Origin of the sequence: Trichocoleus desertorum ATA4-8-CV12, assembly GCA_019358975.1 — a bacterium.
GTDB lineage: Bacteria > Cyanobacteriota > Cyanobacteriia > FACHB-46 > FACHB-46 > Trichocoleus > Trichocoleus desertorum_A.
Genome location: JAHHIL010000074.1, coordinates 1 through 17,196, shown reverse-complemented (window position 1 = coordinate 17,196; position 17,196 = coordinate 1). Strand labels below are relative to the sequence as shown.

At 49.8% G+C, this 17,196-nt stretch carries 16 protein-coding genes and 1 tRNA gene; 6 read left to right on the top strand and 11 right to left on the bottom strand.

What is annotated here, in order from left to right; genetic code table 11:
* Positions 1 to 64: helix-turn-helix domain-containing protein (locus tag KME12_26370; GenBank protein ID MBW4491294.1), on the bottom strand; the 64-nt coding region annotated here is incomplete at its 3' end.
* A gap of 226 nt (positions 65 to 290) precedes the next feature.
* On the opposite strand from KME12_26370, the gene KME12_26365 reads away from it, so the two are divergent.
* Both KME12_26365 and KME12_26360 read left to right on the top strand, forming a co-directional pair.
* Complete coding sequence (locus KME12_26365) at positions 291 to 887, top strand: peptidase M15 (GenBank protein MBW4491293.1); 597 nt, start codon at positions 291 to 293, stop codon at positions 885 to 887.
* A 28-nt stretch (positions 888 to 915) separates the two neighbouring features.
* Positions 916 to 1,530, top strand: coding sequence for a hypothetical protein (locus KME12_26360; GenBank protein MBW4491292.1), 615 nt, complete (start codon positions 916 to 918; stop codon positions 1,528 to 1,530).
* 56 nt (positions 1,531 to 1,586) lie between these two features.
* On the opposite strand, the gene lepB is transcribed toward KME12_26360, so the two are convergent.
* The 3 genes from lepB to KME12_26345 form a co-directional block, all read right to left on the bottom strand.
* Positions 1,587 to 3,059, bottom strand: coding sequence for a signal peptidase I (lepB, locus tag KME12_26355; GenBank protein ID MBW4491291.1), 1,473 nt, complete (start codon positions 3,057 to 3,059; stop codon positions 1,587 to 1,589).
* A gap of 220 nt (positions 3,060 to 3,279) precedes the next feature.
* Entirely contained in the window at positions 3,280 to 4,053 is a 774-nt protein-coding gene (locus KME12_26350; GenBank protein MBW4491290.1) for an SDR family oxidoreductase, read from the bottom strand.
* A 44-nt stretch (positions 4,054 to 4,097) separates the two neighbouring features.
* On the bottom strand, positions 4,098 to 4,949 hold the full coding sequence (locus KME12_26345; GenBank protein ID MBW4491289.1) for a nuclear transport factor 2 family protein: 852 nt from the start codon (positions 4,947 to 4,949) through the stop codon (positions 4,098 to 4,100).
* Positions 4,950 to 5,153: 204 nt separating this feature from the next.
* On the opposite strand from KME12_26345, the gene murG reads away from it, so the two are divergent.
* Positions 5,154 to 6,242, top strand: coding sequence for an undecaprenyldiphospho-muramoylpentapeptide beta-N-acetylglucosaminyltransferase (murG, locus tag KME12_26340; protein MBW4491288.1), 1,089 nt, complete (start codon positions 5,154 to 5,156; stop codon positions 6,240 to 6,242).
* Positions 6,243 to 6,320: 78 nt separating this feature from the next.
* On the opposite strand, the gene recA is transcribed toward murG, so the two are convergent.
* The gene (gene recA / locus KME12_26335) at positions 6,321 to 7,394 is read right to left on the bottom strand and encodes a recombinase RecA (protein MBW4491287.1); all 1,074 of its coding nucleotides are present in this window, start codon (positions 7,392 to 7,394) and stop codon (positions 6,321 to 6,323) included.
* Between the two features lie 330 nt (positions 7,395 to 7,724).
* On the opposite strand from recA, the gene KME12_26330 reads away from it, so the two are divergent.
* On the top strand, positions 7,725 to 8,990 hold the full coding sequence (locus KME12_26330; GenBank protein MBW4491286.1) for an exodeoxyribonuclease VII large subunit: 1,266 nt from the start codon (positions 7,725 to 7,727) through the stop codon (positions 8,988 to 8,990).
* Positions 8,987 to 9,280, top strand: a complete 294-nt coding sequence (xseB, locus tag KME12_26325; GenBank protein ID MBW4491285.1) for an exodeoxyribonuclease VII small subunit — start codon at positions 8,987 to 8,989, stop codon at positions 9,278 to 9,280. Before KME12_26330 ends, xseB begins: the two co-directional genes overlap by 4 nt.
* A gap of 54 nt (positions 9,281 to 9,334) precedes the next feature.
* Here the strand turns inward: xseB and KME12_26320 are convergent, their stop codons facing one another.
* The 3 genes from KME12_26320 to KME12_26310 all read right to left on the bottom strand — a co-directional run bounded on the left by KME12_26320 (position 9,335) and on the right by KME12_26310 (position 11,574).
* The gene (locus KME12_26320; protein MBW4491284.1) at positions 9,335 to 10,588 is read right to left on the bottom strand and encodes a DNA double-strand break repair nuclease NurA; all 1,254 of its coding nucleotides are present in this window, start codon (positions 10,586 to 10,588) and stop codon (positions 9,335 to 9,337) included.
* A 9-nt stretch (positions 10,589 to 10,597) separates the two neighbouring features.
* Positions 10,598 to 11,413 (bottom strand): HAD family hydrolase, encoded by an 816-nt coding sequence (locus KME12_26315; protein MBW4491283.1) that lies wholly within the window; start codon positions 11,411 to 11,413, stop codon positions 10,598 to 10,600.
* An 89-nt stretch (positions 11,414 to 11,502) separates the two neighbouring features.
* Positions 11,503 to 11,574, bottom strand: a tRNA-Gln gene (locus KME12_26310).
* Between the two features lie 321 nt (positions 11,575 to 11,895).
* Between KME12_26310 and KME12_26305 the strand changes: the two genes are divergently transcribed.
* Positions 11,896 to 12,300 (top strand): response regulator, encoded by a 405-nt coding sequence (locus KME12_26305; protein MBW4491282.1) that lies wholly within the window; start codon positions 11,896 to 11,898, stop codon positions 12,298 to 12,300.
* A gap of 62 nt (positions 12,301 to 12,362) precedes the next feature.
* On the opposite strand, the gene KME12_26300 is transcribed toward KME12_26305, so the two are convergent.
* The 3 genes from KME12_26300 to KME12_26290 all read right to left on the bottom strand — a co-directional run bounded on the left by KME12_26300 (position 12,363) and on the right by KME12_26290 (position 16,988).
* A complete protein-coding gene (locus KME12_26300; protein ID MBW4491281.1) occupies positions 12,363 to 13,175 on the bottom strand; it encodes a response regulator in 813 nt (270 codons plus the stop codon).
* Between the two features lie 156 nt (positions 13,176 to 13,331).
* Positions 13,332 to 14,408 (bottom strand): chemotaxis-specific protein-glutamate methyltransferase CheB, encoded by a 1,077-nt coding sequence (cheB, locus tag KME12_26295; protein ID MBW4491280.1) that lies wholly within the window; start codon positions 14,406 to 14,408, stop codon positions 13,332 to 13,334.
* Positions 14,409 to 16,988, bottom strand: coding sequence for a hybrid sensor histidine kinase/response regulator (locus tag KME12_26290; protein ID MBW4491279.1), 2,580 nt, complete (start codon positions 16,986 to 16,988; stop codon positions 14,409 to 14,411).
* Positions 16,989 to 17,196: the final 208 nt, after the last annotated feature.

Below are 17,196 nucleotides of genomic sequence, written 5' to 3'. Positions count from 1 at the left end.
TCCTCAGCAAGGTTTCTTGCTCTGGAGTTGGATAAAAACGGAATTTGAAAGCGCGTTCTGCCATGCCTCACATTTTAACATTTCATCTGTGAGGATACAAACACCTGCTGGCGACCTTTGTTCGCCGCTCCTGTCCCTCCCACCCCTAAAGGAGTGGGTTTCTCGGAGATTTCTATGATTGCAACGGCAGATTAAGTTTCTAGTAGCGACCAATCAGGCGATCGCGGGTACCTTAGAACCAACATTCTCAGCTTGTGTAACCCATGAAAAAGCCAGGATCAGTCTAGAGCTTGGAAAATCTCGGTCGCGTTCGCCTCTCCCAAAACTTCTTCATGCGAGATTTCCTCTATAGCGAAGTTGCCAACTTCTACGGCATTCCTAACATTCCTGACGACCCAGATCTGGCGATCGCCGTAGGTAAACGTCTTTGCGAAGGACTCCTAGAACCCCTACAAAGCACGTTTGGACGGATCACAATCCGTTCTGGCTACCGCGCCCCAGAAGTTAACCATGTCTGTAACGAGAAAAATTTAGGCTGTGCCAACAACGAAGCCAACCAAGCGGGACACATTTGGGATCAGCGAGACAAATACGGCAAAATGGGGGCAACAGCTTGTATTGTCGTCAACTGGTATTGCGATCGCTACGAACAAACCCAAGATTGGCAACCTCTGGCTTGGTGGATTCATGACCACCTGCCCTACTCTTCAATGTGCTTTTTCCCCAACCTCTGTGCCTTTAACATCAACTGGTACGAAAAACCCATCAAACGTATTGACAGCTATGCTGAACCCAAAGGTTGCTTAACTAAATCAAGCATGGAAAACCATTCTGGCGATCACAGCCATCTTTATCCAGATTTTCCAACCCTTGCCTCTTCAGTGTGATTAACTGGGTGTAAAAACGGCAAAAATCATGGCATACAGCGACTTTACTTTGGCAAAAGTTCAAGCAGCCTTCAGCCTCACACTAGAAGAAAAACGCGATTTGTTTGCTGATATTCCACCTGTTTCACCCTCCGATCGCCTGAAATTAACATTAGAAGAAAATATTCCCTTAGCGATCGCCATCAATAGCGAAAAAGCTCGTTCAGAGTTTTTGATTGCGCCAATTTTATCGGAAGTTAGGCGACAACTTAATTACGAAATCAGTCTCTTTTCGGGAGTTGATTTTAATGTGGAGCCAAGTCAGGGGTTAAATGGCTTCTGTGACTTTATTCTCAGTCAAAACAGAGAACAATACTACATCAGCGCTCCTATCATGACCGTGATTGAAGCCAAAAACGAAAATATCATCGCAGGTTTAGGCCAATGTATTGCTGCAATGCTTGCCGCTCAAATTTTTAATCAGCGATCGGGCAATGAAATCGATAAAATTTACGGCATAGTTACGACCGGAACCACCTGGAAGTTTCTCACGCTTCAAGGCGATATTGCTGCAATTGACTCAATCGAGTACTACATCAAGGAAATCGATAAAATCTTAGGCATTTTACTCAATCCTTTTCAGCTCTCTCTGGCTCAAATTTAAGAGAACCTTTTGCCTTGATTCGTGCGTTACGACTGCGCTTAACACCCGCTATGTCGCTACAGCCTTTGCTTTTGGTCTAAAGAGCGAATTCTGGCAGGGGGCCAATAGATTTTGTAAGCTCTACCGACGATGTTTTTGTCTGGTAAAAAGCCCCAAACATGAGAATCAAAACTATCATTGCGATTATCTCCTAAAACCAGGTAAGCATCGTTAGGCACCACCTCTGGTCCCCATTCATACGCTGGAGGTTCAGCAATATAGTTCTCCCGCAAAGGTTGGTCATTGCGATAGACCAACCCATTTTTAACTTGAATGGTTTCTCCTGGTGTGCCAACCACTCGCTTAACAAAAAACCTATCTCTAATCGGCCCATCGGATGAGCTTCTTTGTAAAGGATGAAAAACAATTAGATCGCCATCTCTGGGCACATATCTCAAAGATTTTGAAACAAAAATTCGATCTTTAATTTGTAGCGTTGGCTCCATTGAGCTACTAGGAATGACAAACCGCTCAATTCGTTGTCCCAGAAAAGCAGGCACTCCCCCCATCAGCAACCGAATTGCCACAACACTAGCAACCACTAAAACCAGAACGTATCCCGCTCGAACCGCTGGTTTTCTCGGTGCATGACTAAAGGCGTGATAACAGGCAAAACCTGCAATGAGGGCAGGCAGCCAAACATGAATCTTCAGGCCAACCAAGCCACTCGCCGCGATCGCCATCCCTAACATCAAGCCAGCACCGAGAAGATTTTGCTGAAGATAAACCTGCCCCAGTCCAGGCAAAAGTTGCGACAAAAAAACAGCCAACCAACTCTCTTTTTGACTCGCATCCTGCCTACGAATCTCCAGAATGCTACCTCCCGTCACACCTCGGTACGCCTCAAACAAATCCACGATGTAGAGAAAGACAACGGGCAGGATGCAACCCAAGCCAATCACCGTATTGCCCACCGGACTCAAAATCGACCAAAAAGTCAACCAGATCAGCGCGATCGCCATCCCCACAAACAGCACCCCCCGCACCAACTGCCCCACATAAATCTGGCCCAACCCCGGAAACAGCAAAGATAAATTCGCCGCCAACCAAGCATCCTTACCCGCGATCGCCCCAGTCGCACTTGCCGTTCCCATCTTTTGCTTCTGACCAGAACTAGCTTGATTCACAGAAACCGAACTGGAAACAACCTGAGCCGCAGGGATAGCCGTTACTGGCCTAGAAGCAGGAACAGCAGCTTGATCCGCGATCGCAAACTCCTCCCTCCAACCAGGCACCTCCTGATTAGCCTGCTGACCACAAACCTCCACCCGCGAGATACCCAACACCCCCAACGCCAATAGTCCCCGGCGCACATAATCCACCGCTGCTGCTTGATTCGGCAACCTCTCCGACACCAAAACCACCTGCAAGCGATCGCCTATCACCCCCACCGTCGCTGTCATCCCCTGAGGTTGCAAAGCACGATTCATTAGAGCCGCGATCGCATCAGGATTCCCTTGTTTAGCCAGTTCCAGCAGATTCTCAGTCACAAAAGGAAGGATGAAGGAGGAGGGATGAGGGATGAAAAGGGAGCTAGGAGCCAGAAATCAGAAGCCAGAGAGTGAGGAGTAAAAGGAGAGGAGTGAGGCGTAAAGAAGTAACAATGCCAGATATCGAAACGCCTACAGGCAGATTCGTTTGGAGGGGGTCTGGGGGACGCAACCGTCCCTCAGCGGGAGTTTGAGGGCAGGTGCCCTCAAGTCTTGGTTTTTAACTCCGTCGATGTACCAAAGTCGGCCCCGACTGATCCGTCGGCAACAACAAAACCTCACTCAGATTTACATGCGCCGGACGAGTCGCACAAAACAACACCACATCCGCCACATCCTCAGGCGTAAGCGGCATCAACCCCTGATACACCTTACCCGCCCGTTCCGTATCTCCATGAAACCGCACCTGACTAAATTCTGTCTCTACCAACCCAGGATCAACAGAACTCACCCGCACATGCGTACCCAACAAATCCTGCTTCAACCCCTCCGAAATCGCCCTCACCGCCGCTTTCGTCCCACAGTAAACATTGCCATTGGGATAAGTCTGATGTCCTGCGATCGAACCAATATTAATCACATGCCCTCGGCCCCTAGCTACCATTCCAGGCACCACAGAGCGAGTGACGTATAGCAATCCCTTGATATTGGTATCGATCATCTCCTCCCAATCTTGCACATCACCTTCATACAGCTTGTCCAAGCCACGACTCAAGCCCGCATTGTTGACCAAAATATCAATATTGCCCCAAGGTTCGGGTAACGATTGAAGGGCAGCTTCCACTTGGGGGCGATCGCGCACATCCAACTGCAATAGATGAATTTCGCTGGCAAACTCTTGATGTAGCTCATCGGCCAACTGTTCCAGGCGATCGCGCCGACGAGCCGCTAACACAAGCTTCGTGCGTGCCTCAGCAAAGACTCTGGCACAAGCAGCCCCAATGCCGCTACTAGCCCCCGTAATCAAAACCACTTGGTCTTTAATCGTCACCACAGGCACACCCCAATTGCAGCTGGTTGGTTCACACCAGATTCAGCTTAGCGTGAAGGCTTGGGAGGTTGAGCCGCAACAGGCTGACCCACCACCCGCAACCGTTGCGTCACAATCGTCATGCCATCTTCTCTGACCAAAACCGCTGAGATCCAACGATCTTCTGGTCTAGCAGGCGCACGACCTACTTTGTAAATACCTCCCGCCGATAGCAGCTCCAAATTGAAGCTAGCAGGGTTGAGATAATTGTTCGGCTTGATCGGTTCTTCTACCGCTGCTCCTAGCAGGAGGCTATCTCCTAGAGGTTCGCGCACGATCGCATCGAAGCTGTATTCCTGGTTCGGACGCACTTGTTCTGGCAACGTAATTTCGACGCGGGGTGGCGCTTCTCCCGTCGTCAGCTGCGTCTCTTCAGCTAGGATTTCTTGCCGCACAATTTTTTGGTTTTCCAATCGTTGCCGCGATCGCAACGTCGTATTCAAAACCAAATTACGTTCACCCAACTGCTGCACACCGCTGATATAAGTAACAGTTTCCGCTGTAAACCCTTTCCCTTCCGCCTTCCAAGACTTCAATTCAGTGCGGTAGTTGAGTTGAGGATACTGCTTCCACAACGTAGCTAACGCTTTCTCTACCCCTTGGCGCGTTAAACCATCAGAGTGGCTGAAGTTCGGGCCATAAAACTTCATCACTTCCCGAAGATTTTGGCTATTCGCTGCTGCATCGATTTGAGCCAGCAAATTCTTCAAGGGTGCTGGTGCCGCTGGGGTTGTGGTCGCTTGTGCCACGGGCGTAGATTGGGCATTCACTGCTACGGGCCTGACTCCCCCTGCCACTACAACAGTCAACCCTAGCGCCAGCAACCCTAGGAGCGACCAAGTCCCTGCTTTTACCCGGATGCCGCGAGAGCTAAGTAGGAGAATGCGGTACAGAGCCGTGAGCGAGTTGTGCATAAGTGATAGCCTGGATAGTTGAATAGCGACGATCAGTGTTTTGGATGTGAAGTGAGCGATGTGAACGGTTTGATCTACAGTTGCAGCCTCTTACTGCTTTCTGCATTGTAGAGTACCCTAAGCGATCGCCTAGTAGTTGAACTGTGGCCCATGAATAGTCCTGTGGAAAAACCTCCCCTTCGATTACTGATTGCTGCGAGTGGCACTGGTGGTCACTTGTTCCCGGCGATCGCGGTAGCTGAGCAACTTCCCGACTACAAAATCGAGTGGTTAGGCGTACCGAATCGGCTCGAAACCCAACTGGTTCCGGCTCAGTATCCGTTGCGAACCATTCCAGTTGAAGGCTTTCAACAACGGCTAGGGCTGGGAACGCTAAAAGTTCTCTTCCGTCTCATTAGCTCAATTGGTCAAGTGCGGCGCTTACTCAAGCAAGGCAATTTTCAAGGCGTGCTCACAACAGGCGGCTATATTGCGGGCCCCAGCATTATTGCCGCGCGATCGCTGGGATTACCCGTGATTTTGCACGAGTCCAATGCTTTGCCAGGAAAAGTCACCCGCTGGTTTAGCCCTTGGTGTACGGCAGTTGCCCTCGGATTTGAAAGCGCAGCACAATATTTGCCCAAAGCCCACAATGTCTATGTCGGAACTCCAGTGCGATCGCAGTTCCGAGCCACAGCAGATCAGCCGCTAGAGATGTCTATTCCAACCGATGTTCCATTAATTGTGGTAGTGGGTGGTAGCCAGGGTGCAGTTGCAGTGAATCGGCTGGTGCGGCAATGTGCCCCCGCTTGGCTAGAGGCAGGTGCTTGGATTGTCCACCTTACAGGTGACAGCGATCCAGAGGCTCAAAGCTTGCAGCATCCACACTATTTCGCCTTGCCCTTTTATGACAACATGGCTGGATTGTTTCAGCGGGCTACCCTGGCAATTAGCCGAGCTGGAGCGGGTTCGCTGACGGAACTAGCCATCACAGGCACCCCCTCGATTTTGATTCCCTATCCCTTTGCTGCCGAAGACCACCAAGCACATAACGCGGCCATTTTTGCAGCGGCAGGAGCGGCCCAAGTGTGTCGCCAAGCAGACCTCACGCCAGAGCTGCTACAAACGAAAGTGTTGGAACTGTTGCGATCGCCCAATTTGCAAGATATGGCAACCAAGACAGAATCTCTCGTCGTAGCCGACAGTGCCGAGCAATTAGCCACTCTCGTACGGCAATTAGTCGAACAAAAACGTCAATAAAAAACCCCCTTTTTCAAGGAGGCAAATTATCTAAATCTTGCTCCCCTTCCCTAGTAGGGAAGGGGCTGGGGGTTAGGTTTATTCTTCTTCAACAAAAGCTTCTTCGTCTTCAACCTCTAGGGGAGCCACGGAGTTAGCAGAAACCACAGCGCCCATTTCGAGCTTCTGGCGAACTTGCTGCTCCACGGTTTTAGCGACTTCGGGGTTTTCTTCCAGATACTTGATGCCGTTATCACGGCCTTGGCTGATGTTCTCGCCGTTGTAGCTGTACCAAGCCCCTTTGCGACTGATCACACCCATTTCTTCTGCTAGGTCAATCAAGCAACCCAGCGTTGAAATTCCTTTGCCAAAAATGACATCAAATTCAGCAATGCGGAAAGGCGGAGCCACTTTGTTTTTGGCGACCTTCACTTTAGCCCGAATTCCAAACTCTTCAGTGCCTTTCTTCAGGGTTTGAATTCGACGAATATCAAGGCGAACCGAGGCATAGAACTTGAGAGCGTTACCCCCTGTTGTCGTCTCAGGGTTACCGTAGGTTACGCCAATTTTTTGGCGCAGCTGGTTGAGAAAAACGACAGTACAACCGGATCTGCCAATATTGCCAGTAATTTTCCGCAAGGCTTGGCTCATCAAACGAGCTTGAAGACCGACGTGGATGTCACCCATGTCACCTTCAATTTCCGCCCGTGGTACGAGGGCTGCGACGGAGTCAATCACTACAATATCGACAGCAGCGGAGCGGACAAGTTGATCGACAATTTCTAGCCCTGCCTCACCCGTGTCTGGTTGAGAAACCAGCAGATTCTCAATATCGACGCCTAAGGCTGCGGAATAGGATGGGTCAAGAGCATGCTCGGCGTCCACAAAGGCGGCGATCCCACCTGCCTTCTGTACTTCTGCGATCGCATGCAAAGCCAGGGTCGTTTTTCCGGAGCTTTCAGGGCCGTAAATCTCAATTACCCGCCCCTTGGGTAACCCGCCACCCAAGGCCAAGTCGAGGGTCAACGCTCCAGTGGGAATCGTCTCTACCCGCATCCGGGTAGCATCTCCCAAACGCATGATCGACCCCTTGCCGAAGTTGCGCTCAATTTGACTGAGTACTAGGCTCAGGGCTTTTTGCTTATCGGGGTTATCAGTAATTTTGGTAGCCATTAACGCCTCAAGACAGGATTTTTTGCAGGATGTAACAGGCTGGACAAGATGATGGGGGTGAGACTCTATTCTAGGAATTTAGAGCTGATATGAGGGTAATAACAGCAGCGAAATTACCGTAATACAGTTAAAGTTACTAACCAATCAGCCTATCCAATTAGCTGAACTCTCGTTACTCTGGAAACAGGCAAACAGTCTAATTGCTCCCTCTAAAATTTTACCTTGTTTTTAGTACAGATTCAGTACAGCCGTACTAAAAAAGAATTAAGGTTTTCAGGCACTGTCAGTAGACCCCTATGACAAGGGCTGTAGTCTCTAGATGATGTTACGATGACCCTCTACCTTCCCGATCTTCTCGTTCCCGATACAGCGCTTTCAGTGGCAGGTCTGACTGCTTACATTCAAGCCCTGTTAGAGCAAGACAGTCAGTTGCAGCAGATTTGGGTGACTGGAGAGGTTTCGAGTGCCAGCCGCTATCGGAGCGGCTTGTTTTTTACGCTACAAGATCCGGATGCTAAAGCTGCCATTAGCTGCGTGGTTTGGAGCAGTCAGCTTGGCAAAATGGTGACTCTGCCTACGCCGGGCGAACAGATCATTATTCTAGGGCGGATTCATCTGCATCCTCAACGGGGGCACTATCAATTAATAGTTTGGCAGGCGCTCCCGGCAGGTGAAGGGCTGCGAGCTTTGCGTTACCGACAGTTACGGCATCGGCTAGAAGCAGAAGGGCTGTTTGATCCCCAACGCAAGCGATCGCTCCCTCCCCATCCTCAAGTTGTGGCCGTAGTGACGTCACCACGGGCTGCGGCTTGGGGCGATATTCAGCGGACTCTGAAGCGGCGCTATCCCGGATTGAAGGTGTTATTCTCCCCAGCTTTAGTCCAAGGGGATCAAGCCCCTGTTTCGATTGTGAATGCGATCGAGCGAGTGGAGCGGGACGGTCGAGCAGAAGTGCTGATCTTGTCGCGGGGGGGTGGTGCCACCGAAGATATGGCTTGCTTTAACGATGAGCGAGTGGTGCGGGCGATCGCCAACTGTACCATTCCAGTCATTGCGGGGATCGGGCATCAACGTGACGAATCACTGGCTGACTTAGCTGCGGATGTGTATGCTCACACCCCCACAGCGGCGGCAGAGCAAGCAGTACCTCAATTAGATGAGCTTTACAGGCAGCATCAGAAGCGGATGACCGCCTTAGAGTCAGCCATGAGGTATCAGTTTGAGCTGTTGGAGGAAGAACTCCGTCAGTTGCGCTACCGCTTGCGCCGACTGCCACTAGAACGCCAGCTCCAGCGAGAAGTAAGTAACTTGACTTGGCTGCGACAAGAATTGATCAAGGGCAGCCTGCGACAGTCCCAACAAGCCACCCATCACTGCCAAACCCTACGGCAAAAGCTAGCGAATCTTGATCCCCAAGCCGTGCTGCGCCGAGGTTATGCCATAGTCAGACAAGCAGATGCAACCATTATTCGTTCTACCAATGGGTTGAACCCAGGCCAAGAGTTACAGATCAAGCTCGGTCAAGGTCAACTCAAAGTTCAAGTGACCGAAATTCTGCCAACAATCCCTGATGCCAATGAATTCTCTTCGCTATGAATGACCTAACCAACCTGAGCCAAAACACTGCCAAAGCCCCTGATGTCACCGTGGATTCTATCGCGTCGCCTAACTTGGAGTCAGCCAATTGGAGTTATGAAGCGACGGTTGATCAAATTGAGACGATCATTGGTCGGATTGAAGCTGGAGAGTTGGAGCTAACTGAAGTTTTTGATCAGTTTGCTATCGCTGTTGACCAACTCAGGCAATGTGAAACTTTCTTACACCAACGTCAACAACAAATGGATTTGCTGATTGAAAAGTTAGTGGATGATCCTGAATTGGACTAAGCCTGACATTGTGATCATCCGAATTGACTGATTGCGGGAGGCGATCGCAAACCTTTAAGCAATACTGCCCCGTTTCCGGGCTTCCTTGTAAGAGGTGCCAATATTTCGCAATCCTGCTCGTAGCATTTGCTGCTCCAGCAACGCGAAGAAGCGAGAGCGATCGCCACCCCGCACCACTGCCTGGTTATGCGCCTCCGCCAACACCACTGGATACCCATAGCCCTTCTGCACTTGAGCCAGCGTTAGGCTCAGCGCCATTTCTAATAAAGCACTATCCTCAGCTACCCACGCGGGAAACTCGACGCGAGCGATTTCGGTGCCGACATGAATGTAGCAAAAGTAAATGCTATGAGGGCCATATAAATCTAAGATGCGGGCCGAGCTACGCCACAGCGGGCTGCGTTGTCCTGGCTCCAAAAATTCAGACCACAGCGCAATATCTCGTAGCGGGTCAAACACGTGGCAAGGGGCGCGATCGCTCTGTCCAGGGCAATGAGTGGCGCAATCTGGAGCAGGGTGAGGGCAAGTTTGCAAACGCAAGAAGTTGAGCGCTTCACCGCTTCGAGAAGCACTGAGATACCCAATCAGGGGGATTTTAGCGAGCCGCAACTGCTCCCAAGCCTGCAAGATATCGGGTAACAGGCGATCGCGAGCCTCGTTTGGTAGTGCTTCCAAAAACCAATAAATCAACGAACCATCCACCATCGCCAACAGAGGCACTTGCCTTTCTAACCCTTCATCCCTCATCCTTCCTACTTCATCCTTCCCCTCTCCTTCATCCTTCTCCTCACCCCTCTGCCCCTCCTTCACCTGGCACGCCAAATCCGCCAATGCCATCGCTTCTGAAACTGTGCGGCGATAGCCCATCCATTCTTCGGTACGAATGCCCCACTGCCGAGAAACGTAGAGGTCTTCAGGACGGTAGAACACTTCTGGCAAGCTATCGAGCAGAGGATGCAAACTTTGCCCGTAGTGCAGCACCACTCGCCCAACATTAATTAAGTAGCAATAAGCAATCTCGTGGTGACTGGGAGCGATTTGTGAGCCATCGGTGGCGATCGCGGTATGAATGGCAGGGGCAACCCCTAAATTGATTCGGGTGGTGAGTGGCTCTACAGGTTCGGCAGCCGCAAAGCCGAGGCGATCGCTCCAGGTTTGCCGTTGCAAGACTAGTTCTGCTTGCCGAGATTGGGCTTGGGTAAGCAATCTTTGGGCTAGTTCCAAGCGTTGCCGTGAAGCCGTTACTTCATCAGCTAAGTGCTGGCTAATCCCCTGCATTTGCTGTGCTAGTTTAGTCAAATCAAGCATGAATTTACCCTATGCAGCCGCAGACCAAGCGGCAAACTCTTGGCTAAATTGAGCTAGAGAAAGCAGTTGAATCCTGGGGTTTTGCACCGCAAGGCTGCGGTCTACGGCGGTGTTGTAACCCCAATCTGCTAAGTAAAGTTGTACACCCGTCAAGTCAGGTTGCTTTTGAACGGATTGCAAGGTTTTTAAGCGGTCTTCAATAAACCACAACTCTGAAGCATCTTGGAGCTGGTATGTAGCCGTTGCTAGCAATTCCCGCAAAATTTGGTGTTTAGGTCGTTTCACTTCCTTACCAAAAATTTGAGCTGGATCTAAGTCAATGCCTTGCTCTTGCAATAGTTGCTCGACAAAGCGCCCTTCTTTAGTCGTTACGATGACAGGTTGCACTGCCTCAGCTAGGAATTGTTTTAATCTAGCAATTACGTCAGGATAAAAGCGATGCAAAGCTAGCCAACTGCTTAAGTCGGTGGCAATCCATTGGTCCCGTACTTGGTCGAGAGCTGTTGCCACTTGCACCGCTTGTAGATTGCTTTCCCGCAGAATTTGTGAGGCGATCGCGGGCCAATCATCAAAGATTTTGGCGGCTGGAATTTTTAGCAATATTGCCTGAATCAGAACTGGCATTTCCCAACCTGTTTCAACTACTGGGCGGAGTTGATAAAACTGTTCAGCCAGTGCCTGGGCAGCCTCTTGATCGGCTACAGCATCAGGTCTAGTCCAGAGGTGGCAATGAGTTCGCCATGCGGTCTGAAAATACTCCAGCAAACCGTCACAAAGAACCCCATCAAAGTCGAGTGCTAAGACTTTAGGTGCATTCGCAGACATAAGCATGATTCCAGGTTGAATCCAAGACAAGTTTTACCTGTCTTTTTCACCTAAAGGCTAAATGCCGAATATAATTAATATTTCTAGAACTGGGGCGCTAGGATTCGAACCTAGGAATGGCGAGACCAAAACCCGCTGCCTTACCACTTGGCGACGCCCCATCGGCTTCACATTGCTAATAATAACAGCAAAATCCCATAGCTTGTCAAGCATTTTTCGGCTCTTAACTTAACTTTTTTTCAAACTTTTAGATGGCTAACTGAGGTGAAGTATTGCTACGACAGAGTTTTCAACCCTTTCCTTGTGGGGTTTCTTGTTGGGCTGAGTTGAAAATTGGGCACCCTAGAGGTTAAATCAACTGGCTGGAGGCGAGATATATGCAGCCGAACCATCGCTCCTAGTTTCAGTTAGCATCCCCTCATTGGGTTCTCTCGCTCCATAACGTTCACTTAGACTGCATCAGCAGACTAGAGATTAGGAATATGTCTTCAAACTTAGGTGGTAAAGCGACGATTCTTGCAGTGGATGACAGCGTTGTCATGCAAGAACTGATTAAGCGAGTGTTAGCAGTAGATTATCGAGTTTTGGTTTCTGATAGCGCTGTAGATGCTTTGTCAGTGCTAGGTCGTGAGAAGGTATCGCTCCTGCTTTTAGATGTCTCTATGCCCGGAATTGATGGCCTAGAGTTCTGCCGGACAGTACGTAAACTCCCTCAGTTTGCAGCATTACCCATTATTATGCTGACAGCCCGCGATCGCGCCTTCGATAAAGTCCAAGGGCGACTCGCAGGAGCATCAGAATATTTAACCAAGCCGTTTGATGCGATCCAGTTACGCCAGTTGATTCAAAAGTTTGTTGGCACTCAAGCTTCGGGTAGCGCCAACTAGCGCTGGCTGAGACCAATCGCTGTATCTCATTGGCGGATCTCAGTGGCTGAGATCAAGCTGCTCTAGGCGGCAATAAAGCTGTCAATATCATTCAAGGCTTGCTCAATTTGAGTGATGCCTACTGTGATCTCTTCCCAGCTTCCTTGTTGAATCTGCTGCTCCATGCGCTCAGCCAGAGTTTGGACGACTTTAATTCCGACGTTAGCGCTAGCCCCTTTAATTTGATGAGCTTTGTGCTCTAGAGTCTTCAGGTCTTGGGTCTGTAGGGCTGTCTTAACCAGAGTGATGTTTTTGCGAGTATCTTGCAGAAATAGCTGTAGCACTTGTTGCTGAAATACACTGTTGCCGCGAGTAATACGCTGGAATCGGTCTAAGTCTAAGCCAACTCTGGTCGCTAATTCGGGTGTCACGACCCCGGTCGTTTCTGCCGTTGGCTCGGTTTCTAAAGGAGCGATCGCTTCACAGGCTTCCTCAGCGACTGCCTCAGATCCCAAAGCCCGGTTCCAACGCTTTAACTTATCAATCAGTTCTGGTTCGCTAAAAGGTTTATTGAGAAAGTCGTTCATGCCCGCATTCAGGCATTTTTCTTGCTCGCCCTCACAATCATTCGCGGTCATGGCAATCACAATAGTTTGCCGATTCTGTCCTTCAAGGTTACGAATTGCTTCTACTGTGGCATAGCCATCTAAGACAGGCATCTGACAGTCGAGCAATATCACCGTGTAGTGAGTTTGAGCCAGTAGAGCCAGAGCTTCTTGACCGTTGGCCGCAACGTCCGGTTCACAGCCTAGGTTTTTGAGCTGCCTACTCACAAGTCTTTGGCTGACAGGACTATCTTCTACTAACAAAATTTTCAGTTTCGATAGATCTGTCATGAGAACGAACGTAAATCCTTTACGAGTTGCTCGCCAGCTTGCTTCAGTAAACAGCATACCTAAGCATTTCCCCTGTTTATGATCTATTTTGGCTGTTTATGCAGTGAGGTTGATCACGACTGAAGGTGTCTCAAGCCACTCCTAGCAATAGGATGATTACTTTTTTAGCAAAATCTTATTCACAATAAAATTGGCAATGTCGGTGACGGGAAGGACATGTTGCACCACTCCCAGCGCGATCGCCTCCCTCGGCATACCGAAGACGATGCTGCTCTTCTCATCCTGGGCAATGGTCGTACCCCCAGCTTGGGCGATCGCTCGCATGCCATCTGCGCCATCTCGCCCCATTCCAGTCAGTAAGGTAGCGATCGCGGCTTTTCCGTAAAACTTAGCCACGGAGTTGAACGTCACTGTCACCGAAGGACGATGACCGTCTACCAATGCCGAAGCAGCACAGTAAAACTTCCCTTGGCTATCTAGCTCTAAATGAACCCGCTCTGGCGCAAAATAAACTGTTCCAGGGAGAGGCACTTCGCCTGCCTGAGCAATTTTGATATTTAAGCGACACTCCGTTTTTAGCCAGTTGACCAATCCTTGCAAAAATCCTTCGCTGATATGCTGCACACAGAGGACTGGAAACGGCAGGTTGGCAGGAAGATGGGTCAAGATTGCTTGCAGTGCCTGAGGCCCGCCCGTCGATGCTCCAATGACTAGTGCCCGCATCATTCTTGTACTCGTCCCTGGAGAAACTGGGCGAGTAGAACAGGGCGTATTGCCTAATGGTAGAGTGTGGTGATCAGGCAAGCGACGCTTTGTAAAGACAGTCACACCAGATAGGACTCTGATCTTACTGATTAATTCCTGTTTGACCAGCTCGTAATCAGCAGCCAAACCTGCACCAGGCTTTGGGAAGACATCAACCGCTCCCGCTTCTAGCAATTGAAAGATATTATGCGTGTTGTTAGGTTGGACAGAAGCACTAATCACTAAGATGGGTCGAGGATACTCTGCCATGATGTGCTTGGTAAACTCTAGCCCATCCATTCCTGGCATATAGAAATCTGTACAAATAACAGTCGGTTCCGCTTGCGGAATTAACTCTAAGGCTTCAATACCATTCCGGGCGGTTCCAACCACTTGGATGTCTGGGGTAGAAGCTAGCATCCGTTGCAGGATCACCAGAGATACTGGGGAGTCTTCTACTAGAAAAACCCGAATTGGCAAAGATGGCATTTATACAAGTCTCCTTAAGGTGTCTAATAACACCTTCTGGTCAAAAGTACCTTTGGCAATGTAGGCGTTAGCGCCCGCTTCAGCTCCTCGGCGTTTGTCATCATCGGTCGCTAAAGACGTTACCAAAATAATGGGTAATTCGCTATATTCTTTGTGTTGACGAATCTTAGCAGTTAGCCCTAAGCCATCCAAATTAGGCATCTGTATATCTGAAACTACGGCGTCAAACTCACGAGTTCTGAGTTTATTAAAGCCATCTAAGCCATCTACGGCGGTCACGACTTCATAACCCGCACTCTCTAAGATCCGCTTTTCCTGTGTCCGAATGGTGATGGAATCCTCAACTAGCAGTACGGTTTGCTTGGGTGCTTGCGCTTCTGCGAAGACTTTTGGAGCCAACGTGTTAGCCCGCTGACGTACTGATTTGATCAGGTCATGGGGGTTGAGCACCATGCAGACTTCCCCAGTACCCAAAATTGTAGCTCCGGAAACATTCCGCACTCGCTTTAGCAGCTTGCTTTGAGGTTTGAGGACAACATCTTGTTCATCTAGAAGAGAATCTACTAGCAGCCCTAAGCGATCGCTGCCAATTTTGAGGACGATGCAAGGCAACAACTTGGAATTGAGACCAGGTGACTGGGAGCGTTTAGGCTGACTCGATTCTAACTCTAGTAGATTTGCCAATTCCACAATGGATACAGGTTGATCTGCCAAAATAATAGTCTCCCGCCCCTCGATCGCAAAAACCTCATGAGGCTGGACTAACAGAGTCGTATGTACCGCTTCTACCGGAATGGCATAAGACCTTCCTTGGACTTCCACAATCAATACATGGGCAGTGGATAAGGTGGTGCCCATTTGCACCCGGAAGGCGCAGCCCTGGCCTAACTGAGACTCTACTTGAATCGTTCCCTTGAGACGCTCTACGTTGGTTCGTACGACATCCAGCCCGACTCCACGACCAGAGATCTCCGTCACAAAGGTCCGGGTAGAGAATCCAGGGGCAAAGATCAGCGATTGAATTTGGCTGGAAGTCATCGCGACCAAATCGGCTTCTCGAACCACCTCCCGCTTGAGCGCGGTCTGTTTGATGCTTTCGATGTCTAAACCACGCCCATCATCGCTAACTTCTATGACGATACTTGTGGCCGTTTGGTAGCCTTTTAGGCGGATGGTGGCTTGACGAGGTTTGCCTTGGCTTTCGCGTTCTGTGGGAGACTCTAGTCCATGATCAATGGCGTTACGTACCATGTGCATCAAGGGATCTTTCATCTCTTCCAGCACTCGCTTATCCGCCCGGGTTTCTCCGCCTTCAATCACTAAATTGATTTCTTTGCCTTGTTGCTTGGCTAGGTCTCGTACCATTCGAGGCATTAATTGAAAAATAGTTGATAAAGGCAAGAGCCGCAGCGTTCGCACTCCTTCTTCGAGTTCGCTCGCCACAACATCTAAGCGGGCATTGTCTTCGTATGCTGTACTTCGCAAACGATTAATCAGCAATCCGAGACGGTCTAGGCGTTCTTCTGTGCGGTGGTAAAAGGTTTGGAGTTGGTTGAGGGCACTCTGGTTGGTGCGGCGATCGCCAGTACTGAAGGCGAAACGATTGACAAAGGCATCACGGCTCCATTCCTCCCACAAACTAGCGATCGCTTCAATCTCGCTTAAGCGATGAGCCACTCGAATTTTGGTGACGGTTAACTCGCCTGTTTGCGTCATTAGCGCATCCAGTTTTTGGGTTTCTACCCGAATCGTTTCAATTCGATAGCTACCCGCATCGCTAGCATCTGCGATCGCTGGAGCTTTGGGGAGATTGGTAGGAGGAGTTGCAGTGTCGAGCTGGGGGAACTCCTGAGCCAACGTAGTTTGCTCTCTAGTAGACTCTACAGGCTCATCTGCAATTAGTTCTCCAAATACTACATCCTCAGCCCTGAGGGGAGGTAACTCTTCTACATTCAGGGAGTTGGAGTTAGTGGCATTGATGTCAGCGTTGACGTTTGGTTCTCCGGATTCCCTAGATGCTTCGGGTGCTAGCAGATGGCCATTCAGCACCTCAGGCGTGCTCTCTGTAGAGATATCTGTCGAGATAGAAGGTTGGGCGCTGTTGTCTAGCGCTCCTATGCTTGACACGGCAAGGGCAGTCTCAGAATTATTCGCTTCAGGATCATCCACCGCTTCAGCGACAACGGTTGGTGGTGTTTCTAATTCTAGAACTCCCATTAAATGGGCTAGAACATGGAAGGCATTGACATCTACAGGTTCGCCTGTGACGGATTCATGCACCAGTTTGCGAATTGCATCTAAGCCGTAGTAAAGGCGATCGCTCACTGCTGCTAGGGTTAGCTTGCCATGCTTAATGGTGCCTAAGACATCCTCAATCTGGTGTGCCAATGTGCCTACATCCCTAACCCCTAGCATGTTGGCATCACCCTTCAGGCTGTGCGCTTCTCGCAATAAGTCTTCTAGCCTGGTGCGATCGAAGGGATGTTGTTCTAAATATAGTAAGCCCGCTTCAAGCTGCTGTAGATGTTCTTCACTCGCAGTTTTGAAGATACTACGGAGTTCTTCATCATCAATCATCATAAGTACCTCACGGGAGTTTGGAAACCGAGCGTCTTTAGACCTCGGAAGAAAAACGACGCGGGTACTTTAGTGCCCGTTATACCTGGATGAGTTATAATACACCCATGACTCAATCCCTGTCTGTCAAATGCAAGCTGATAGTGCCCGTAGAGTTGAGGTTGGAAATCGACCAAACTTTGCAGGGGTTTGCGGATGCTTGCAATCAGAT